18 protein-coding genes are annotated in these 22029 nt (G+C 61.5%); 8 read left to right on the top strand and 10 right to left on the bottom strand.

What is annotated here, in order from left to right; genetic code table 11:
• Window positions 1–22 precede the first annotated feature (22 nt).
• On the bottom strand, window positions 23–763 hold the full coding sequence (locus BUB23_RS10665) for a GntR family transcriptional regulator (RefSeq protein ID WP_084135946.1): 741 nt from the start codon (window positions 761–763) through the stop codon (window positions 23–25).
• Window positions 764–1131: 368 nt separating this feature from the next.
• Here BUB23_RS10665 and BUB23_RS10660 point away from each other — a divergent pair, with 368 nt between their 5' ends.
• Complete coding sequence (locus BUB23_RS10660) at window positions 1132–2097, top strand: Bug family tripartite tricarboxylate transporter substrate binding protein (RefSeq protein ID WP_073103064.1); 966 nt, start codon at window positions 1132–1134, stop codon at window positions 2095–2097.
• Window positions 2098–2143: 46 nt separating this feature from the next.
• Here BUB23_RS10660 and BUB23_RS10655 read toward each other — a convergent pair whose 3' ends face one another.
• Entirely contained in the window at window positions 2144–2863 is a 720-nt protein-coding gene (locus tag BUB23_RS10655; protein WP_084135945.1) for a GntR family transcriptional regulator, read from the bottom strand.
• A gap of 218 nt (window positions 2864–3081) precedes the next feature.
• Between BUB23_RS10655 and BUB23_RS10650 the strand changes: the two genes are divergently transcribed.
• The 5 genes from BUB23_RS10650 (at window position 3082) to BUB23_RS10630 (ending at window position 8725) form a co-directional block, all read left to right on the top strand.
• Window positions 3082–3963, top strand: a complete 882-nt coding sequence (locus BUB23_RS10650; protein WP_218598933.1) for a branched-chain amino acid ABC transporter permease — start codon at window positions 3082–3084, stop codon at window positions 3961–3963.
• Window positions 3960–5777 carry a branched-chain amino acid ABC transporter ATP-binding protein/permease gene (locus tag BUB23_RS10645; RefSeq protein ID WP_218598931.1) on the top strand — a complete coding sequence of 606 codons (1818 nt, stop codon included), beginning with the start codon at window positions 3960–3962 and terminating at the stop codon, window positions 5775–5777. Before BUB23_RS10650 ends, BUB23_RS10645 begins: the two co-directional genes overlap by 4 nt.
• Window positions 5770–6501, top strand: a complete 732-nt coding sequence (locus tag BUB23_RS10640) for an ABC transporter ATP-binding protein (protein ID WP_218598941.1) — start codon at window positions 5770–5772, stop codon at window positions 6499–6501. Before BUB23_RS10645 ends, BUB23_RS10640 begins: the two co-directional genes overlap by 8 nt.
• Window positions 6502–6542: 41 nt before the next feature.
• Entirely contained in the window at window positions 6543–7478 is a 936-nt protein-coding gene (locus tag BUB23_RS10635; protein WP_073103062.1) for a 3-hydroxyacyl-CoA dehydrogenase, read from the top strand.
• A gap of 110 nt (window positions 7479–7588) precedes the next feature.
• Window positions 7589–8725 (top strand): ABC transporter substrate-binding protein, encoded by a 1137-nt coding sequence (locus BUB23_RS10630; protein ID WP_073103061.1) that lies wholly within the window; start codon window positions 7589–7591, stop codon window positions 8723–8725.
• A gap of 18 nt (window positions 8726–8743) precedes the next feature.
• On the opposite strand, the gene BUB23_RS10625 is transcribed toward BUB23_RS10630, so the two are convergent.
• From BUB23_RS10625 to BUB23_RS10600, 6 genes are all read right to left on the bottom strand, one after another.
• Complete coding sequence (locus BUB23_RS10625) at window positions 8744–9160, bottom strand: ribonucleotide reductase subunit alpha (protein ID WP_073103126.1); 417 nt, start codon at window positions 9158–9160, stop codon at window positions 8744–8746.
• 14 nt (window positions 9161–9174) lie between these two features.
• Window positions 9175–9963: a peptidylprolyl isomerase gene (locus BUB23_RS10620; protein ID WP_073103125.1), complete on the bottom strand. Its 789-nt coding sequence runs from the start codon at window positions 9961–9963 to the stop codon at window positions 9175–9177.
• A gap of 14 nt (window positions 9964–9977) precedes the next feature.
• On the bottom strand, window positions 9978–10661 hold the full coding sequence (narI, locus tag BUB23_RS10615) for a respiratory nitrate reductase subunit gamma (protein WP_073103060.1): 684 nt from the start codon (window positions 10659–10661) through the stop codon (window positions 9978–9980).
• 70 nt (window positions 10662–10731) lie between these two features.
• Complete coding sequence (gene narJ / locus BUB23_RS10610) at window positions 10732–11418, bottom strand: nitrate reductase molybdenum cofactor assembly chaperone (protein ID WP_073103059.1); 687 nt, start codon at window positions 11416–11418, stop codon at window positions 10732–10734.
• Window position 11419: 1 nt separating this feature from the next.
• Window positions 11420–12961 (bottom strand): nitrate reductase subunit beta, encoded by a 1542-nt coding sequence (narH, locus tag BUB23_RS10605; RefSeq protein WP_073103058.1) that lies wholly within the window; start codon window positions 12959–12961, stop codon window positions 11420–11422.
• Entirely contained in the window at window positions 12958–16782 is a 3825-nt protein-coding gene (locus tag BUB23_RS10600) for a nitrate reductase subunit alpha (RefSeq protein WP_073103057.1), read from the bottom strand. The genes narH and BUB23_RS10600 overlap by 4 nt, the downstream gene beginning before the upstream one ends.
• Window positions 16783–17290: 508 nt before the next feature.
• Here BUB23_RS10600 and BUB23_RS10595 point away from each other — a divergent pair.
• Window positions 17291–18553, top strand: coding sequence for an NAD(P)/FAD-dependent oxidoreductase (locus BUB23_RS10595; protein ID WP_073103056.1), 1263 nt, complete (start codon window positions 17291–17293; stop codon window positions 18551–18553).
• Window positions 18554–18577: 24 nt separating this feature from the next.
• Here BUB23_RS10595 and BUB23_RS10590 read toward each other — a convergent pair whose 3' ends face one another.
• Together BUB23_RS10590 and BUB23_RS10585 are read right to left on the bottom strand one after the other, a co-directional pair.
• Window positions 18578–19546 (bottom strand): Bug family tripartite tricarboxylate transporter substrate binding protein, encoded by a 969-nt coding sequence (locus BUB23_RS10590; RefSeq protein ID WP_073103055.1) that lies wholly within the window; start codon window positions 19544–19546, stop codon window positions 18578–18580.
• 182 nt (window positions 19547–19728) lie between these two features.
• Window positions 19729–20622, bottom strand: a complete 894-nt coding sequence (locus BUB23_RS10585) for a MurR/RpiR family transcriptional regulator (protein ID WP_073103054.1) — start codon at window positions 20620–20622, stop codon at window positions 19729–19731.
• Between the two features lie 316 nt (window positions 20623–20938).
• Between BUB23_RS10585 and BUB23_RS10580 the strand changes: the two genes are divergently transcribed.
• Window positions 20939–22015 (top strand): ABC transporter substrate-binding protein, encoded by a 1077-nt coding sequence (locus BUB23_RS10580; RefSeq protein WP_073103053.1) that lies wholly within the window; start codon window positions 20939–20941, stop codon window positions 22013–22015.
• The last annotated feature ends 14 nt before the right edge of the window (window positions 22016–22029 follow it).

Genomic DNA, 22029 nt, shown 5'->3' with positions numbered 1-22029 from the left:
CCAAAACTAAAGAAAAGACCATTTAAATAGAGGATGCGACGCTGGTTAACAAGCGCATTTTTCCCTCTTTGATGTGGCGATAGGCGAGTGCTTCGAGCGCGACGATGTCGCCGCTGCTGAAAGCCTCCACCATGCGGCGGTGTTCACTGTTCGACAGACGCATGGCGCCGGGAGACACTAGGCCCCGCCTGCGGAACAAATGCAGTTGGCGTTCCAACTGCTTCCAGAAATCGATCAAGCGGCTGTTCTCCGACCGCTCTATGATCAAATTGTGAAAACTTACATTGATCGGATAATAAGCATCTATGTTGTCTTCCTCGACGGCCTTGTCCATGAGGTCCACCAGCCGGCCCAAGTTCTGAACCCATGTTGTGGACGCTTTGGCGCAGGATATTTTGCAGGCCAATGAAAATAATGAAGCGCGCAAGTCATATATATCCAGTGCCTCTTTTGCGGACAGCTCGATGACGACGACTCCGCGATTCAGTTCGCTGCGTACCAGGCCGAGGTGTTCCAAGGTTCGAAGCGCTTCCCTTATGAGACCCCGGCTGCATCCCATTCTTGCGGCGTAGGCGCTTTCGTTGATCCGGTCGCCCGGCCGCAGTGTGCCCGCGCACAATTGATCTTCAATTTCGGCAACGATGGTGGCTTCGGTAATGGCCGCTGCGGTCGCGCCGCTGTTTCGGTCGATGCCATCCGGTTTCGATGCCGTCCCGGCAGCGCGGGACCCCGTTTCCTCTAATAAACCATCTTGCCTTTTCATTTTCTTTCCTTTCAACGAGAACAGATCACTACGGAAATTGCCATCGCTACTTTATGGCGCCGGCAAAATTGTAAGCGAAATGATATAAATAATATAAAAATGGCTTAAATATTTGAAATATTCAGCCTTATTGTCTACACCATCCCTTAGTCGCTGCATCCCCTGACCCGTCGCCGGCTTCGTTCCTGAATTGTCGACGAAAACTACACGTTTCCATCAAATTGTTGTCAATATTAATGAGTATATGATATTGTGTCAACGAATTCATACGAATTCTAAAATATTGTCGGTAAACAGCTAACTAATACCATGTTTAGTCGACAATCCAATGAGAAACACACAATCTCGAGCAATCCAAGGAGAGAGGCATGAAAAAAATAGGGAAAGCAATCATTTTGAGCGCGCTCATAGGGGCATCGTCCCTGGCCCTGGCGCAAGATGTCGCGCCGATACGGCTGGTGGTGCCGTTCGCGGCTGGCGGGCCGTCGGATGTCTTAGCGCGGCTGGTGGGGCAGAAAATGTCAGCGGAACTGCAGCAGACCGTTGTCGTCGAGAACAAGCCGGGCGCGACTGGCGCGATAGGAACGCGATATGTGGCCCATGCCAAGCCTGACGGGTTGACATTGCTGCTGGCGAGCAGCAGCTCCATGACAACAGGTCCTTTACTGATGCCCGATATCCAATTTGACCCAGTAAAGGACTTCGTTCCCCTGGACCTGATCGCCAATGATGAGAACGTTCTTGTTGTTCATCCTTCGGTGCCGGTGCATAGCGTCAAGGAGTTGATCGCCTATGCAAAAGCGGATCCGGGGAGATTGAACTATTCGACTTCCGGCGTGGGCAGCAGCTATCATCTGGGCACCGAACTTTTCAGTTCGTTGACCGGCATAGAAATGGCGCATGTTCCATACAAGGGGAGTTCCCAAGCGGTAATGGATCTGCTCGCCGGCCGCGTGCAGGTGCAATTTCAGGCAATATCTCAGGCCAAGCCTCACATAGAGTCCGGCAAAGTCAGGCCTTTGGCGGTCGCCAGCTTGTCAAACAATTCCGAATATTCCAATCTGCCGACTATCGCCGAGGAAGCGAATATCCCCGGCTTCGAATTTTCGACCTGGATGGGAATTTTTGCGCCGTCCGGGACACCCGATGAACAAGTTGTCAGGCTGCGAAGCGCGATGCAAACGGCAATGGCAACATCCGACATTAAAGACAGGGTGCGGGAACTCGGCATGACGGCCATTAGCCGCAAGCCTGAGGCCATCGCGTCCCAGATAAGCTCGGATTTGGAAAAATGGGGCGCGGTCATTAAAAAGGCAGGCATTTCCTTGAACTAAGCATGGCTGGCGGAACGGCGCATCTCCGGACGTTTCAATACCGCCATCATTCCATGGTGTCGAAAAAAGGCTTCCAGCGTTCTTGCGAGCGCAGAATGTGATTTTCCATGGCCTCCCGCGCGGCCAGGGGGTCGACCGCGGCCATGGCATCGACGATCTTGGCATGTTCCTCGACAGCGCCTTCGGTGACCGCGGAATGGAAGCGCAGGCGGAACAGATGGGTATGGGCATAGGTGCGCGCCAGCGCGTCGGCCACCAGGGCATTGCCGCTTTCGGTGGCGATGAGCGCATGGAACTTCGCGTCCTGCAGCGCGAACTTGCCATAAGCCCGTTCTGCATTCTGGCTATCCGGTTCGGACATGGCTCGCGCCAGGGCCGCGAGTTCTTTGCGCGATGCGTTGGACAGCTTCCTGGTGGCGAGCTGCGCCGCATAGGGCTCGAGCAGCAGGCGCAGGTCGTATATCTGTTCGAACTTGGCGCGCGAGGGCATGGGCGCGGCGCTATAGCCGACATTATGCGTTTTGACCACCAGGCCTTCGCTTTCCAGCCGGATCAGCGCCGCCCGGATGGGCGTTTGCGAAACGCCCATTTCCCGCACCAGGGCATCTACCGAAATGCGGCTGTTCGGCGCAATCTTCAATGCAATGAGCTGCGCCAGCAGCGTTTCATATACCTCGTCGCCCAGCGAAGGACGGCGGGCGATGGTCGGCCGCGCATCGTTTTCGGCTGCCCGCAAATAGCGGCTGATTTTCGGACCAAGGGACATAAAACGACTCCTTCATATGGCTTGACTCGATGATACCGACAAGGTAGAGTCGTGCAAAATGATATTTCCGATCGGATCATATATAGACCGGCACAGATGGTCAAGGGGAGGAGACTACCCTGCGGTCCGATGCTGCGTTGCTGCAAAATAATTACGAAAGCAGTCCCCCATGGCTCCAGCGTCAACCAGAGAGCCGGAATAGCAGAGGAGAAGACCGCATGGAGTTTTTGGCAATAAATTTTCAAGTGTTGTTCGCCGGGCTCGCGCTTGGCTCGATCTATTCCCTGGTAGCGCTCGGATTCGTCTTGATCATCCGGGCGACCAACGTCGTCAACTTCGCGCAAGGCGACTTTGCCATGCTGGGCGGCTTCGCGATGGTGGCGTTCATGAGCGGCGGCATGCCGTACTGGCTCAGCATCATACTGGCCCTGTTCGTGATGGGCATCGTCGGCATGGTTTTCAACCTGGGCGTGTACTACCCCTTGCGCCACCGGTCGTTCCTGCCGGTCATCATCAGCACTCTCGGCGCTTCCATTTTCATGCAGAACACGGTGCTGTATTTCTTCGGCCCGCAGCCCAAGCCCATGCAAAGGGTGTTCAAGACCCAGGGCATCGAGCTCGGCGGCGTATTCATGGACACGCAATACCTGGTGATCCTGGCGGTCACGGCGATCGCGGTCGGGTTCCAGTATTTTCTCTTCGAGCATACGCTGCTGGGCAAGAAGCTGCAGGCCACTTCGCAAGACAAGGACATGGCCCGCCTGGTCGGCATTCCCGTTGCCTCGATGATCGCGTTCACCTTCATCTACAGCGCGGTACTCGGCGGCGTGGCCGGCATACTCGTTTCACCCATCCTCTTCGTTTCCATCGGCATGGGTTCCATCATCGCGCTCAAGGCCTTTTCCGCAACCATCATCGGCGGTTTCGGCGACGTGACCGGCGCGATCGTCGGCGGGCTTCTGCTGGGCGTGGTGGAAAGCTTCGGCGCGCACTACATCTCGGTGCCTTACAAGGACGCCTTCGCGTTCTTGCTGTTGTTCATCTTCCTGCTGTTCAGGCCCCAGGGTATTTTCGGCGAAAAGATCTCGGAGAAGGCATGAAAAATACTCATTCTCCCGATATCCCGCCGACCGCCGCAAGGCCGGCCGCCATGCCCGGCACCCGGGCGCGCGCCGCCAGGCGCCTGGCATTCTTCACTGTCCTGGGCTTGCTGGTCGCCGCGGCGCCTTTCCTGCTCCAGTTCAGCCCCTATGTATTGAATATATTCATGCAGGCGGCGACGTATTCGATCGCGGTCCTTGGCATGACGATCGTGCTCGGCTATGCCGGGCAGATCAACCTCGCGCAGGCGACTTTTTTCGGCCTGGGGGCCTATGCCGTCGGCCTGGGCACAGTGGTGCTGGGGCTCAATTTCTGGATCACGCTGTTGATGGGCATAGGCGTGGCCACCGTCGCGGGGTTTGTCCTCGGACTGACGACGCTGCGGCTGGGCGGTCATTATCTGGCCATGATCACCATCAGCTTCCAGCAGATTTTCGATCTGGTTCTGGTCAACTGGTCGGAAGTGACGCAGGGCCCGGATGGCGTCGCGGGTATCGGGCGGCCGTCTTTGTTCGGCTATGAACTGGCCGACGATCGCGCCTATCTGCTGCTATGCACCGCGGTTCTGTATGCCGCCATATTCTTCGTATGGTGGCTGCCGCAGACCAGGACGGGGCGCGCCATGCGGGCGGTCCGCGAAAACGAGCTGGCGGCCGAGGTGACCGGCGTCAACACCCTGCGCGTCAAAGTGATTGCGTTCACCCTGAGCGCCGGGCTGGCGGGGCTGGGCGGGGCGTTCTACGCGGCCGGCTTTGCCTACATCAGTCCGGACAATTTCAATTTCGCCCGATCCATCGAATTCCTGACCATGGTCTTGCTGGGCGGCGCGCAGTCGGCATTTGGCGGCGCCTTGGGAACCAGCCTGTTGATTCTCCTGCCGGAATGGCTGCGCTTCCTGAAGGAGGTCTACCTGGCGGCATACGGCCTGGCGGTCATCCTGATCATGGTATTCCTGCCCGCGGGCATCTGGGGCTTGCTGCGCGCCCCGTTCGACCGCCGCCGCCGCAAGTCGGCGCCGGTGGATGTCGCGGCGATCGCGCCGCTGGACCTGGAGATACCTATCGTCGATCCCGCGCCCATCCTGAGCATTGAAAATGTCCAGAAGTACTTCGGCGGCGTCAAGGCGGTCGACGGCATCTCGCTGGAGGTCGCGCGCGGGACCGTGCATGCGCTCATCGGGCCGAATGGATCGGGCAAGACCACGACGCTGAATGTGTTGAACGGCATATATAAGTCGACCGGCGGGAAAATCGTCTTCGATGGCCTGGATATCACCGCAATGGCGCCGCATGAGCGGGCCGGGCTGGGCATAGGACGCACCTTCCAGAATATCCGGCTGTTTCCGGCCATGTCGGTGATCGAAAACGTCATGGTGGGGGCGCAGCGCGACAACAATCCCATCGAACCGGGGCGCGAAGCCCTGCGCGCGCGGGCGCTGTCGGCGCTCAAGTTCGTGGACATGGCGGACAAGGCCGAGCTGATCGTCAGGAATCTGCCATACGGCCATCAGCGCCTGGTGGAAATTGCCCGCGCGCTGGCCGGCCATCCCAAATTCCTGCTGCTCGACGAACCGGCGGCCGGACTCAACCAGACCGAGAAAAAAGGGCTGGGAGAACTGCTCAAGCGGCTGCGCGGGCACGGCCTGACAGTCTTCCTGATCGAGCACGATATCGGCCTGATCGAGCAGGTCTCGGACCGGATCACCGTACTCAATTTCGGCAAGAAGATTGCGGAAGGAACACCCGTCGAGGTGCTGCGCCACCCCGATGTCATCGCCGCCTATCTGGGAGAGCCCGCTCATGCCGCTGCTTGAACTTCATAATGTGCACAGCGCTTACGGCAATGTACAGGCGCTCAAAGGGATTTCCCTCCATGTCGAGGAGGGCGAGATCGTGACGCTGCTGGGCGCCAATGGCGCCGGCAAAAGCACCACCCTGCGCAGCATTTCCGGGCTGACCGCCGTCACCGAGGGGGAGATCCTGTTCGATGGCAAGCCGCTCGCGCGCATCAAGCCCGAGCATATCGTGCGCCTGGGCATCGCCCACGTGCCCGAAGGCAGGCGTATTTTTCCCGGGCTGACCGTCAAGGAAAACATCATGATAGGCGCCTCCGGCCGGGGCCGCCTGCCGCGTCAGCAGGTGGAAGGCGAGGTGGAGGAGATGTACCAGATATTCCCGGATCTGCAGCGCCTTTCGGATGCGCTGGGCTGGAGCCTGTCCGGCGGGCAGCAGCAAATGCTGGCCGTCGCGCGCGGCTTGATGTCCAAGCCCAAGCTGCTCCTGCTGGACGAGCCTTCGCTGGGCCTGGCGCCCATCATCGTGCAGCAGTTGTTCGCCACGATACGCAGCATACGCGGGCGCGGCACGACCGTCCTGCTGGTGGAGCAGAACGCCAACATGGCGCTTTCCGTTGCCGACCGCGGCTATGTGCTGGTCACCGGCAACCTGACGGTCGAAGGAACCCCGGCCCAGTTGCTGGACAACGAGGAAGTGAAGGCGGCGTATCTGGGCGGCGGCAAACATGCCGAGAGCGCGTGAATCCCAAGGCTTATTTGAATGACACTCAAAGAGACATATCCATGGAAAAAATAGCAATTATCGGTGCCGGACTCATAGGTTGCGCCTGGGCATCGGTGTTCGCGCGGGCCGGCCATCCGGTGGCGCTGCACGATGTGGACGCGCAGGCGCTGGCGTCGGCGGGGGGCGCCATCGAAACCAATCTGGCCGCGCTGTACGAAGCCGGCCTGATCAGCGAGACGCCGCAGGCGGTCATGCAGCGCATCAGTATTGACGCCAGCCTGGAAGACGCCTTGCGGGGCGCGGTATTGGTGCAGGAAAACGTGCGCGAGACCGTGGCGGCGAAGAAAGAAATATTTGCCAGGCTGGATGCGCTGGCCGACCCTGGCGCGATACTGGCCAGCTCCACCTCCGGCATTCCGGCGTCGAGCTTCACTGAAGAGCTCAAGGGGCGCGCGCGCTGCCTGGTCGGGCATCCCATCAACCCGCCGTCGCTGGTGCCGCTGGTGGAATTGGTGCCCGCGCCGTGGACCGAGCCCGCCGTCATGGAACGCGCGCGCGCCATCTATGAGGGCGCCGGCCAGGTGCCCATCATGGTCCAGCGCGAGATCCAGGGGTTTATCGTCAATCGCCTGCAGGGCGCGCTGCTGGCCGAAGCCTTCCGTCTGGTGGAAGACGGCTATATCGACAGCATCGATCTGGACAAGGCGGTCAAGGATGGCCTGGGCCTGCGCTGGGCATTCATGGGGCCGTTCGAGACCATAGACCTGAATGCGCCGGGCGGCATCCGCGACTACTGCGGCCGCTACGGGCCGCTCTATCTGGATATCGCCAGGCAGGCCCAGCCGCGCGAGTGGAGCGGGCCCTTGCTGGATACGCTGGAGCGCGAACGGCAGCAGGAACAGCCGGCTGCCGGGCGGCAGGCGCGCCAGGACTGGCGCGACCGGCGCTTGATGAAATTGATTGCGCACAAGCGCCGCGCCGCGCAAGAGGAATAGCCATATTTTCGGGGGGGCAGCAAGCGCCGCGGAGACAGGACGGCATGCATCGTCCTGCGGTCGCGGCGTGTATTGATTCAATTCATAAAGAAATATTCAAGGAGAGACACATGAAAAGAAAGATGATTTCGCTCTGCGCGGTTGCGGCAGTGGCGACGATGCCGCAGTTCGCCCAGGCCGCCGATCCCATCAAGATAGGCATGGTCGCGGAAAGCACCGGGCCCAACGCCGAAGCCGGCGTTTACCAGTCCAACGGCGCCAAGATGGCGGTCGAAGAAATCAACAAGGCGGGCGGCGTGCTGGGCCGCCAGCTGGAGTTGTACATCGAGGATAACCAGAGCACCAACCCTGGTTCGGTGCTGGCCCTGTCCAAGCTTACCAGCCGCGGCGACATGACGGCATTGATCGGGACGGTGCGCAGCACCCAGATCCAGGCGGTGTCGCCCACCGTCAAGAAGGTCGGGCTGCCCATGATGATAGGCGGCACCGACGTCGGCCTGACTCACAGCGGCAATCCCTGGATATTCCGCGCGCGTCCCAATGACGGCTATTCCGCCAAGGTCATCGCGGAATATGGCGTCAATACGCTGAAGCTCAAGAAGTGGGCGATCGTGCATTCCACCGACTCGTTCGGCAATGGCGGCGCCAAGGGCCTTACCGCGAGCCTCAAGGAGCTGGGCGTGACGCCGGTCACGGTGCAGGGGTTCACCAGCAATTCCCAGGACATGACGCCCATCGTGCTGGCCATCAAGCAGTCGGGCGCCGATATCGTCTCGACCTATATCGCCAACTCGACGGACGTCGCCATCTTCGCCAAGCAGCTGCGCCAGCTCGGCTTGACCGTGGCCTGGGTCGGTTCGCCCTCGGTATCCACCGATACGGCGATGAAGCTGGCGGGCGACGCCCTGCACGGCGCTTATTCGATCTCCGACTTCGCGGTCGGCTCCAGCCCGGAAGCCCAGGACTACGACAAGCGGTACAGGGCCAAGTACAACGCGGAGCCGGACTTGTACTCCGCGTGGGCATATGACGCCGTCCAGGTCCTGGCGCTGGGGATCAAGAATTCCAGCAGCACCAAGCCGGACGATATCAAGAAAGCCATACACGCCATCAAGGGCTACAAAGGCATCGAAGGCACCTACACTTATGACAAGAACGGCGACGGGCTGCACGGCTACAACATACTCAAGAACGATGGCGGGAAAATCGTGTTCATGAAGCACATCGACTTCACGCCGGCGGAGTAGGCCGGGCCATCTTGGCGGTCAGGACGGGTCGAATATCACCGGCTGTCCTTGCGTGTCGAAGGGAATGAACGCGCCGGTGCTGCCTGCCTTGATCGCCTCCACCATGCTGTTCAAAGGCGCCTCGGCTTCTTCCGAAGTCGGGGCGCACCCGCGTTTTCCGGCGAGCGCCGCGGCAAAGACGATGGTCCATTCCTGGACGTAGCGGCGCGATTCGTCGAGCAGCTCGCTGAATGTCCCCAGTTCTTCGGGCGTTTTGTCCAGGCAAGCCAGCGGCGCCAGCGCGCCGCCGGCGCCCGCCTCGAAGCGGGCCCGCTGCTGCGGCGTGCAATCGTCCGGCAATTCCACTCTGGTGAAGACGAAGAGCAGGCGCTGAGGCTCTGGCTGTTGCCTGGCGGCGCTGACCAGGTCTTCGAAACTTGAAATGCTTGTACTCATCTTTATGTGTTCCATTATTGCAGTAGCAGGCCGGGACGCGCATCCAGCTGGATGCCGCGCAATTCGGCGCGGGAAGCCAGCAGCGTCAAATATTGCTGAATCGCTTTATGCCGCACACGCCCCGAGAGATAGCGTCCCACGGATTCTCGCACGGCATCGAATGGCAGCGCAACGCCCGCGACGCGGCGCTCCACGGAGACGATATGAAAACCGTAGCGGGTATTGACCAGCCCGGGCAGCAGGCCGATGCGCTGGCTGTCGAAAACCGCCGCTTCGAATTCGGGCACGCTCTCGCCGCGGGCCAGCTGGCCCAGATTGCCGCCAAGCCGGCCCGAGGGGCAATTCGACAGGGCCAGCGCCAGCGCCTCGAAGCGCTCGGGATGTTGCAGCAGCTCGCGCAGCGCGGCTTCGGCGCGGGCGCGCAGCGGAGCCATGGCCGCCTTGCCTGTCAGCGCGAACAGGATGTGGCGGGCCAGGACCAGGTCCGGGCTGCGGAATTTCTGTGCGTTCGCTGCAAAGTAGCGCTCGCATTCCGCATCGGTGGGCATGGGCGTGGGGCATTCCATTTCCAGCAGGCGGTCCACGGTGCCATCGTCGAGTTCGGCGCCGGCCGCCAGCAGGCCGGTGGCGCAAGCCCGCTGGGTCAGCAGCTCGCGCAGCACCAGCGCCTTGCGCGCGGCCATGCCGGGGTCGGGTTCGTCCGGGTGCGCCGCGGATTCGGCTTCGATGGCAGCGGCTTCGATGACGACGCCATTGACGCTGAGTTCGCCCGGGGGCGGCGCGCCGATTGTATTTGCAGGCATGGCGCTTCCTTGCATCAGCGCTTGCGCACGATCTGAGGCGGCCGAAACAGATAGGCCACGGTCGCCGCGCCGCTCCAGATATGCACCAGCCGCGTGAATGGCGAAATCAGGAATATAGTGAAGCCCAGGGCGATGTGGGCTTTGTAGACCAGCGGCACCGCGGCGACCAGCGCGGCGTCGGGCTGGAACGTGACGATGCCTTTGACGTAGGTGCTCAGCGTTTCGAACATGGCCCCGTCCATATGGCCCAACGACAGCGGAATGGTGGCCAGCCCCAGCGCCAGCTGCAGCCACAGCACCGCCAGGACCAGGATATCCGCGTGCGCGCTGTTGATGCGGATGCGAGGGTCCGAAAGCCGCCGGTACAGCAGGATGGACAGGCCGACAATCGCCACGATGCCGGCGCTGCCGCCCGCGGCCATGGCGAGGAGCTGGTGCTGCGAGGCGTTCAGGAATGGCGATACCATCCAGTGCGGCGCCAGGAAACCCGCGAAGTGGCCGGCGATGACGATGAGCACGCCGACGTGGAACAGATTGCTGCCCAGACGCAATTGACGGCGCCTGAGCAATTGCGAGGAATCGCTTTTCCAGGTGTACTGTTCGCGGTCGAAGCGGATCAGGCTGCCAAGCAGCCAGATGGCCAGGCAGATATAAGGATAGACGCCGAACAGGACCTGATTGATGACATGCTGATTCATGAGTTCATCTCCCACGAAAACCGCTATTGCAGCCATGCCCGGCGAGCCCGCCGGGGCGCTGGTCCGCCGGCTAGCGCGCCGGCCTTTTTTCGTAAAACTGTATTGCCTGCGCCTGGGCGGCGGCCGGGGCCTGCGCGCCCAGGAAACTCACGGCTTCATCCTGCCACTCGCGATCGAGCGCCTCGCCGTCCACCTGGCGACTCGCGAGCGCATCGCGGGGAATTGCAGCGAGGGCCAGCGGCGCCTGGCCAGCCAGGGGCAGCAATGCGGCGACCGCCGCGCTGTAGGCGCTTCCTTGCCCGGCGAGCTGGGTCGCGATCTGGCGGTTGATGTCGGCGATTTCGACAAGCAGTTCGCGCGCATGCGCGGGACTTTCATGCGCCAGGAATTCAAGGAATACGGGCAAGTAATCCGGCAGTTCACCGCTGCCGAGAAACAGATTCTTTGCTTCGTACATTGCGAGCAGGTCCGCCATGGCCTGGCCGCGCTCGCGCGATTCGCCGTGAATATGCTCAAAGAGATACAGCGAATTCGCCCGGCCCCGATCGAAGGTTTCCACATAGTCCTCCTGCAGGTCCAGCAGGGGGCGCGACGACAGCTGGTCGACCAGCGCGGTCAAGGCGTCGCGCGTGGCGGGGGGAAAGGCGCGATGGCCTGCCACCGCCGCGCGTATCTCGGCAAGCTCGCCAAGCAGGGGTGGCTCCGGGTAGCCGAGCAGGGCGCTCAACATGCTCAAGATCTGCCTATGGTCGGCCATGTCAGTCTCCCGCCGCGCGTATGGGAATGGTCTTGCGTTCTTTGTTGATGCCTTTGCGGCCGCCGAACAGGCTGGTTTCGGTGGTGCCGTCCGAACAGCCGTTGCCGAACGAGAAGCCGCAGGAGGCGCGCAGGTCGAACGCGTCTTCGGCATATTCGCGATGCGCCGAGGGAATGACGAAACGATCTTCATAGTTGGCTATGGCCAGATAACGATACATCTCGTCGACCTGCGCGGTGTCCAGGCCGACCGCGGCAAGCAGCCCGGGGCATTCCTGGCGCTCGACATGGCGCGCGCGCATGAAGGCGCGCATGGCCAGCATGCGCTCGAGGGCCAGGCGCACGGGCGCGACGCTGCCGGCGGTGAGCAGGTTGGCCAGGTAGCGCAGCGGGATGCGCAGCGCATCGACATCGGGCAGCAGCCCTTTGAGGGGCAGGCGCCCGTCGCTCAGGGCCGAATTGATGGGCGACAGGGGCGGCACATACCAGACCATGGGCAGGGTACGGTATTCGGGATGCAGGGGGAAGGCGATTTTCCATTCCATCGCCATCTTGTACACGGGCGAGCGGCGCGCGGCCTCCAGCCAGTTCTCCGGCACCCCGTCGCGCGCCGCCTGCTCCCGCACGGCCGGATCGTCCGGATCGAGGAAGATGGCCAGCTGCGCCTCGTACAGGTCTTGCGGATCGGCGACCGACGCGGCTTCCTGGATGCGGTCGGCATCATACAGCAGGACGCCAAGGTAGCGGATCCGCCCGACGCAGGTTTCCGAGCACACGGTGGGCTGGCCCGCCTCGATGCGCGGATAACAAAAGATGCACTTCTCCGATTTGCCGCTTTGCCAGTTGTAATAGATTTTCTTGTACGGACAGCCCGATACGCACATCCGCCAGCCGCGGCATTTATCCTGGTCTATCAGGACGATGCCGTCTTCCTCGCGCTTGTAGATCGCGCCGGAAGGACAAGAGGCGACGCAGGCGGGATTGAGGCAGTGTTCGCAGAGCCGCGGCAGATACATCATGAAGGTGTTTTCGAACTCGCCGTAGATGTCGGTCTGGACCTGGTCGAAGTTATAGTCCTCTTTGCGCTTTTCGAATTCGCCGCCGAGGATTTCCTCCCAGTTCGGGCCCCATTCGATCTTCTCCATACGTTCGCCGGTGATCAGCGAGCGGGGCCGGGCGACCGGCCCGACCTTGACGTCGGGCGCGTCGTGCAGATGCGCGTAGTCGAAGGTGAAGGGCTCATAATAATCGTCGATCTCCGGCAGGTTCGGGTTGCCGAAAATATTGGCCAGCACGCGCCATTTGCTGCCGGCGCGCAGTTCGATACTGCCGCCGGCCTTGCGTTTCCATCCGCCGTTCCAGCGGTCCTGGTTCTCCCAGTCCCTGGGATAGCCTATGCCGGGCTTGGTTTCCACATTATTGAACCATGCGTACTCCATTCCTTCGCGCGAGGTCCAGACGTTTTTACAGGTCACTGAACACGTATGGCAGCCTATGCATTTGTCCAGGTTCATGACCATGCCGATCTGCGCTCGGATTTTCATGGCTTTTCTCCGGATTCTTCATCGGCCATCGCGAGAGTCGGGGCGCCCTGGGCAAGCGTATGCCGATGGCGCGCCGCGTCAGCCGCGGAGAGCACCGACGCGGGCGTGGATTCGTCCTTCCAGTCGATAATGCTCATTTTGCGGACGATCACGAACTCATCGCGATTGGCGCCGACCGTGCCGTAATAGTTGAAACCGTAGGAAAGCTGCGCGTAGCCGCCTATCATGTGCGTCGGCTTGAGCATGACGCGCGTCACCGAGTTGTGAATGCCGCGTACGCCGGTGACTTCCGAGCCGGGGGCGTTGATGATCTTTTCCTGCGCGTGATACATCATGACCGCCCCCACGGGAATGCGCTGGCTCACCACCGCCCGGGCGGTCAATGCGCCGTTCACATTGAAGGCTTCGATCCAGTCGTTGTCGACCACGCCTATCTTGCGGGCGTCGACCTCGGACATCCAGACTATCGGACCGCCGCGCGAGAGGGTCAGCATCATCAGATTATCGGTATAGGTGCTGTGTATGCCCCATTTCTGGTGCGGCGTCAGGAAATTCAGCGCGATTTCCCGGTTGCCGTTCGAGCGGCTGCCCGCCATGCCCACGGTGCTGCGCGTATCGATCGGCGGCTTGTAGACGCACAGCGCCTCGCCGAAATCGCGCATCCACGCGTGATCCTGGTACAACTGCTGGCGCCCGGAGAGCGTGCGCCACGGAATCAGTTCGTGCACGTTCGTGTAGCCTGCGCTGTATGAAACATGCTCGGATTCGATGCCGCTCCAGGTCGGCGACGAGATGATCTTGCGCGGCTGCGCCTGGATGTCGCGGAAGCGGATTTTCTCGTCCTCGCGGGCGCGGGACAGATGCGTGTGATCAATGCCTGTCAATGCGGACAAGGCCCGCCATGCCTTGACGGCGACCGCGCCGTTGGTTTCCGGCGCCAGCGACAGGATGACCTCGGCCGCATCGATCGCCGAAAGAATGCGCGGGCGCCCGTGCGACACGCCCTCGGCGGCGACGGGATAGTTCAGCGCCTTCAAGAGTTCGACTTCGTCGCCGGTTTGCCAGGCGATGCCTTTGCCGCCGTTGCCCAGCGAGTCGAGCAGCGGCCCCAGCGATGTGAACTTGCGATAGGTGTCCGGATAGTCGCGCTCGACGACGACGACATTGGCCATGGTTTTGCCGGGCAGCGGCGGGCATTCGCCGCGGCCCCAGTCCGCAATCGCGCCGGCTTGCGCGATTTCGCCGGGACTGTCGTGCTGGAGGGGCGACAACACGACGTCGCGCTCGACGCCCAGATGGCCTTGCGCCAGTTCGGAGAACTTCCTGGCGATGCCTTTGTAGATTTCCCAGTCGCTCCTGGACTGCCATGCCGGATCGACCGCCGCGGACAGCGGATGGATGAACGGATGCATGTCCGAGGTATTCATATCGTCTTTTTCATACCAGGTCGCGGTCGGCAGAACGATGTCCGAATACAGGCAGGTGGTCGACATCCTGAAGTCCAGCGTCACGACCAGGTCGAGCTTGCCTTCGGGGGCCTGCTCGCGCCACTTCACTTCCCTGGGCAGGATGCCGCCGCTCGCGCCCAGGTCCTTGCCCTGCACGCCATGCTCGGCGCCGAGCAGATGCTTGAGGAAGTATTCATGCCCCTTGCCCGACGAGCCCAGCAGGTTCGAGCGCCAGACAAACAGATTCCTGGGGAAATTCTGCGGCGCGTCGGGGTCGACGCAGGACATCTCCAGCGTGCGGTCCTTGAGGCCTTCGGCGACATAGGCGGCGGCATCCAGACCGTCCGCGGCCCGGCCGACCTCGAGCGGATTGGTCTTGAGCTGCGGCGCGGACGGCAGCCAGCCCATGCGTTCGGCCTGGACGTTGTAGTCGATAGGGCTCTGGGCGAACTGGCTGGCATCGGCCAGGGGCGACAGCAATTCGGTGACCTTCATCGTTTCATAGCGCCACTGGTCGGTGTGCGCGTAGAAAAACGAGGTCCCGTTCATGAAGCGCGGCGGCCGGTGCCAGTCGGTTGCGAACGCCAGCGGCAGCCAGCCGGTCTGCGGCCGCAGCTTTTCCTGGCCGACGTAATGCGACCAGCCGCCGCCCGATTTGCCGACGCAGCCGCACATGACCAGCAGATTGATGATGGAGCGATAGCTCATGTCCATGTTGAACCAGTGGTTCAAGCCGGCGCCGAGGATTACCATAGACTTGCCCTCGGTCTTGTGGGCGTTCTCGGCGAATTCGCGCGCGACGGCGATGACATCCTGCCGGCCGACGCCGGTGATTTTCTCTTGCCAGGCCGGCGTATAAGGCACGTCGTCGTCGAAGCTGGCCGCGACGTTCGGGCCGCCCAGCCCCTGGTCCACTCCATAGTTGGCGACGAACAGGTCATACACCGTCGCGACCAGCGCTACGCCATGGCGCGTCGCAAGCTTGCGCACGCCTATGCGGCGCGGCAGCGCGCCGGCGTGGCCGGTATGCGTGAAGTGGGTGTGTTCGACATTGCCGAAATAGGGAAAAGCCACCTCGACGGCCTCGTCGTGTTGCGCCGCGAACGACATGGCCGGGCGGATCGGATTGCCGCGGACGTCTTCTTCTTTCAGATTCCATTTGCCGGCGTCGCCGCCTTCCTTCTGGCCCCAGCGAAAGCCTATGGAGCCGACCGGCGCCACCGGTTTTCCGCTAAGCTCGTCGAAAGCGACGGTTTTCCATGCGGCGTTGTTGCCCTGGCCCAGCGCATCGTCGAATTCGTCCGACCTGAGCAGGCGCTCCGCGACATAGTGTTCGCCCTGCTTCACGATGCGCACCAGCAGCGGCATGTCGGTGTAGCGGCGGCAGTAGTCGGCGAAATACGCGCTCTTGGCCGCGACATGGAATTCCTTGAGGACGACATGGCCCATCGCCAGGCCCAGCGCCGCATCGGTGCCCTGCTTGGGGTGCAGCCAGATATCGCCGAACTTGGCGCCCTCGGCATAATCCGGAAAAACCGACACCACCTTGGCGCCGCGATAGCGGACCTCGGTCATGAAATGCGCGTCGGGCGTGCGTGTTTGCGGCACGTTGGACCCCCACATCATGATGAAGGTGGAGTTGTACCAGTCGGCCGATTCCGGAACGTCGGTCTGCTCGCCCCAGGTCTGCGGCGAGGCCGGCGGCAGGTCGCAGTACCAGTCATAGAAGCTCAGGTTGACGCCGCCTATCAGCGACAGATAGCGGCTGCCCGCGGCATACGACACCATGGACATGGCCGGTATCGGCGAAAAACCGACGACCCGGTCCGGGCCGTGCCGCTTGATGGTATGGATGTTGGCGGCCGCGATGATTTCGTTGACTTCGTCCCAGTCCGAGCGGACGAATCCGCCCAGGCCGCGGCGCCGCGTGTACGAAGCGCGCGCCGCCGGATCGTCGACGATGGCGCCCCAGGCCTGGACCGGATCGAGCGTGGCGCGCTTTTCGCGCCATTGCCGCAGCAGCGCGCTGCGGACCAGCGGGTATTTGAGGCGGTTGGCGCTGTAGAGGTACCAGGAATACGACGCGCCGCGCGAACAGCCGCGCGGTTCGTGATTGGGCATATCGGGGCGGGTGCGAGGATAATCGGTTTGCTGGGTTTCCCAGGTGACGATCCCGCTTTTGACGTAGATTTTCCACGAACAGGAACCGGTGCAATTGACGCCATGGGTAGAGCGCACAATCTTGTCATGCTGCCATCGCTGCCGGTAGGCATCCTCCCACTGGCGGTCTTCGCCCGTGGTCATCCCGTGCCCCGCGGCGAATGTCGGCCTTGCGGTCGAAAAATATTTCAGGCGATCGATAAAGTGGCTCATCCGATCTACTCCTAACAGGCGATATGCAAAAGCTACGCGTTAAAAAGTATTTCATCTGTATCTGCGCGCCGACCGTGTTGACGGCACCGTCGGTTGTTACGTTTGCCGGGGGCGGATAGCGGGTCGGAGGGCTGGCATTCGGGAACCGGGCGACTGCGCTGACGAATCTGGTAATTCATCCCGGTCGTTGTGCAAGTGAGGAGGCTTTTGAGCCAATTGGCCGGGTGATGCAAACTGAACTCCCGCATGGAAAGCGGGGATTGCCACGAAACGATAATACGTTCGCATTATTTCAAAGTCAAAGCAATATTCTGGACGGCGTTCCCCTGCCCGGAAAAACGCTGGAGCCATCGGGGGTGGTTGTCGTCGCGGGTAATCCCGGTGGATGATACGTATGATTCTTGAAAATCCTGATTGAATTATGTGTATCATTGTCGGATAAGAGAAGGTACGGCGGCCCGGCGTGCCCCGGCCATTGCCCGGCCTATATATTTGAGAGGAGTCGACCGTGGGAACTTTGGATAATGACCGCCGCGTGTTTGTGGTGGGCGGCGGCATCATTGGCACCTCATGCGCGCTGAGGCTGCAGCGCGGCGGCTACCAGGTCACCCTGCTGGAAAAGGCGGGGATAGGCGAGGGCTGCTCGTTCGGAAATGCCGGCTGCATCAGTCCGGCGTCTATCGTGCCCATGGCCATGCCGGGGATGCTGCGCAGCGTCCCCAAGTGGCTGATGGATCCGCAAGGCCCCCTGACGGTCAAATGGGCCTACCTTCCGAAAGCGGCTCCCTGGCTCCTGCGCTGGATACGCAATGGCAATCGGGCAACGGCGATCAAATCGTCGCAGGCGCTCCATGACCTGCACCGCGACGTCTTTGACGGTTATCGCGCTCTTCTCGGCCCGGAACAGTTCGACGACCTCATCAGGCCGGTCGGCCACCTCTATCTATGGCGCCAGGAGCCCCAGGGTTTGGGCGATGTGCTGGGGCGCGAATTACGCGACAGGCAGGGCATACGCAGCGTCATGCTGCGGGGCGGCGAAATCCAGGAGGCCGAGCCGCAGCTGAACAGCGGCTTCGCCGTAGGGATGCTGCTTCCTGACAATGGCTACACCGTCAACTCGGAACGCCTGGTCAAGGCGCTGGCCGCGAACTTCACGGCAGCGGGCGGCGTGCTCAGCCGCCGCAATGTCCTGGGATTCAAGGACGGCAGCCTCGGGCCGGAAGCCCTGTATACCGATTGCGGGTCCATTGCCGTGGGCGGCGCAAAGCTGGTCATCGCCGCCGGCGCATGGTCCGTGAGGCTGGCGGACAAGCTGTTCGGCCATTCAATCTCATTGGAAACGGAGCGGGGCTATCACGTCATGCTCCGATCGCCCTCGATCCAGCCGCGGCGGCCCATCATGGACTGCTCGCGCAAGTTCATCGCTACCCCCATGGAGCATGGCCTCAGGGTGGCCGGAACCGTCGAGATCGGCGGACTGGACGCGCCGCCCGACTACCGGCGGGCCGAAGCCCTGGTGTCTCACGCCCATGCGCTTCTGCGGAATCTGGAATTCGAGGAAAAGAGCGTTTGGATGGGGTTTCGGCCTTCGACGAGCGACAGCCTGCCCGTCATCGACCAGTCCAAGAAATTCCCCAATGTCTACGCGGCTTTTGGCCATGGCCACCTGGGCATGACGGGCGGCCCCGGAACCGCGCGGCTGCTTGGCGAGATCGTCGCCGGCAAGCCGGCTACCATAGACCGGTCGCCTTTCCGGATCGACCGGTTCTAGGGCGAACCGGCAGCCCCGGCGCGGCTAGTTGATGGTGATGCCGCTGGCCTTGACCACTTTCTTCCACTTGACGAGTTCCTGGTCCATCTCCGCCGCGAAAGCCTGGGGCGTATTGAACGAAGGTTCGACACCCTGGGCTTGAATCTGCGTCCTGACGTCCTGGCTGTCCATGGCTTTCTTCACGGCGGCGGACAGTTTCCCGATCACCGCCGGGTCGGTGCCGCCGGTCGCGAACAGCCCGTACCAGGTCGAAAATGAATACTCCGGCAAGCCAGCCTCGGCGACGGTAGGCACGTCGGGAAGCGCCGCGGAGCGATTCGGCGTCGTGACCGCCAATACGCGCGCCTGGCCGGATTTGGCGAATGGCAGGCCTGGGGGCGTTCCCGAAAAACCGATCTGGACCTGGCCTGCGATCAGATCCGATAGCGCCTGGGCATCGCCTTTGTACGGCACATGGACGATATCTATGCCTGCCTGTTCGGCGAACAGCGCACCCGCCAGGTGAACCGTGGAGCCGTTGCCCGAGGAGCCGAAATTCAGCGTGCCGGGCTTCTTCTTGGCCAGCGCAATCAGCTCGCCGATGTTCTTCACCGGAAGATCGTTGTTGACCATCACCAGATTGCCGGCGCGGGCGATCACGGCCACTGGCGCCAGGTCTTTGCGCGGGTCGAAGGGCATTTTTGCATACAGGGCGGGCGCAATGGTATTGGTGCCGGTGGAACCCAGATACAGGCTATAGCCGTTGGGCTGGGCCTTGGCCACATTATCGGCCCCGATGATGCCGCCCGCGCCGGGACGATTTTCCACGACGACAGGCTGACCCAGGATGTTGCCGAGTTCCCTGGACAGGATGCGGGCGAGGATGTCGTTGCCTCCGCCCGGTCCGAATCCCACCACCATGCGCAATGGTTGAGAAGGAAAGCCTTGCGTCTGCGCGGCCGCGGGCGATGCAATGATAAGGAAGCCGAGCAGCAGGCTGGAGAACGTTTTCATTTGAGCCTCATGGAGTTTTCTGATGACAAAGCCGACGATCAGCCAAAGCCAGCCGGAGAACACATCTTATTAAACATGAATCAAATGTTGTATCGAGATAAACCCCTAAAACAAATGTATCTCCCGGCGGCGAACTGGAAGCCGCCCGCGATGCATCGCAGGACATCCCCTGGGAATAGGCCTCAGCTTTTATCGGCCGGCGCGTAAGCGCCGGTTTCGTGCAATTGCCCTTCCGCGGCTTCCAGCGCCTTGACCGCGCCGCGCCCCTGTTTGGCAAGCAATTGCGCAAGCAGCGTCTCGACCGCCGCCACGCCCGCGGCGATCGAAGGAAAGAACGATGGGCTTTCGACGGAGAAGGGCAGGACGCAGTCGGCCTTCAGGGCGATGGGCGATACGCTGCTGTCGGTCAAGGCGATGATTTTGCATCCCGCCGCGCGCGCCGCATCGACGCAGCGGATGATTTCCCGGGAATAGGGGGCGAAGCTGACGGCGAACAGCACATCCTTCGGATTCAACGCGCGCAGCTCCATTTCGAGCGTGCCGGCGTCGCCCCGCAGCAGGGATACGGAGTTGCGGAAGAGGCGGTAAACATAGTGCAGCGAAAATGCGATGGGATAGCAGGCGCGAAAGCCCGCGATGCTCACATGGGACGCCGCCGCGAGCAGATCGGCGGCCTTCGACAGGGCCTCCGGGCTGACATTGCGCCAGAGATCGAGATTGCGATGCTGCGCCTCGACCATATCTGCAAGCATGCGCGAGGCGCTGCTTGAGCGGACGATTTTCTTCGCCCGGTTGGCATAGGGCTGCGGCCCGCTGCGAACCGCAGCCACAAAAATTTCACGGATACCTTGCCACCCGTCGTATCCCAACGACTGCGCGAGCCTGACCAGGGTGGCGGGCTGCACGCCGGCCTGAGCGGCGATCGTCCGCATCGAACAGATCGAAACTTCCTGGGGATGGTCGAGCATGAAGCGCGCGGCGGCCTGAAACTGCGGGCTCAGCGCGGGAAAGCTGGCGCGCAGCTTCGCCAGCAACTGCTCGCGCTGCCTGATCTGGATCTCGTTGCCTGAATGCATATGGCGTTCCAATCATTTAAGAAGTGCAACGATTGTTTCACAGCTTCAGGCGGAATGGGAGGGGGCCAGGAAATTGGCATCAGACCGACGTGGCGCCGTGGCTTGCGCCTTCGGCGCTGGCAGTGGCACTAGGGCAAACCCCAGTAATGCAAATGTTTAATTAATGATTAAATAAAACAAATGATCAATTTATGCGGGTCAAGGTATTTCCACGCGCCATGGCGCATTGCCAAACTCAACAAAAAGGAATTGGAGCCTCTCCGTTTTCCTTTGTTAGAACGACCAGAACATCGATGACTTTCCAACAGGAGGCGGTATGGGTAACGTCAAAACAGCAGTCAAGAAAATATCGCGGCGCCACTTTGTGCTGGCGGCGGGTTCGCTGGCTGCCGCAGGCGGTTTAGGTTTATCGCGCATCGGCTATGCCGCAGAAGGGCGTATCACGGTAGCGGATCCCGGTGGCGCATGGGGCGCGGCCGCGCGCAAAGCTTTTTACGATCCCTTTGAAAAGGCCAGCGGCATTCGTGTCGCCAGCGTTGCGCGCGAAGCGGATCCTCTTGCGCAGATCAAAGCCCAGATACAGACAAAGTCCTACCTTTGGGATGTCACCATTGCTACGCCTTACGCCCGGATACTGCTCGATAAGCTCGACCTGATCGAGCCGGCCGGCCTCGCTCCGGCGAGTTTCGATGGCATGATTCCCGGCTCTATTACCGATTCCTGGGTAGGCGTGGATGTATACGCGGCGATCCTGGCATACAACACGAAGACGTTCGGGGACAAGGGGCCGCAGAGCTGGGCCGATTTCTGGAATGTCGAGGCCTTCCCGGGCAGGCGCTCATTGCGCAAGTCGCCGGTCGACACGCTCGAGGCCGCCCTGCTCGCCGACGGCGTATCGCCGAAGGATTTGTATCCCCTCGACCTGGATCGGGCATTCAAAAGCCTGGATAAAATAAAGCCCCACATCACGGCATGGTGGGGGGGTGGTGCGCAGAGCACGCAGATGCTGCAGTCGGGCGAAGTGGACATGATTCTGCTATGGAACGGCCGGGCACAAGCAGCAGTCGATGGCGGCGCCCCTGTCAAAGTAGTCTGGAATCAAGGCTTGTATGGCATTGAAGGGTTCTTTATCCTGAAGGGAAGCCCCCGCGCGGAGCTGGCGCGACGGTTTCTCGAGTTCTGCACCGATCCGCTCAGGCAGGCCCAATATGTTCAAGAGGTTTCTTATGGGCCCACGAATCTGCATGCGTTCAAAAGCGTGTCGGCCGAGCGCGCGGCCATTCTGCCGACTTCGGAGAAGAACTTTGCCAAACTCATTGCATCGGGCGACGATTACTGGGCGGAGCAAATCGGTCCTGTGACGCAGCGGTTCAACTCATGGCTGCTGAAGTAGGCCAGGGCCAATAA

Origin of the sequence: Pollutimonas bauzanensis, assembly GCF_900129885.1 — a bacterium.
Lineage (GTDB): Bacteria > Pseudomonadota > Gammaproteobacteria > Burkholderiales > Burkholderiaceae_B > Pollutimonas > Pollutimonas bauzanensis.
The sequence above is the reverse complement of the archived record's forward strand: the minus strand, read 5'-3'. Positions and strand labels throughout refer to the sequence as shown.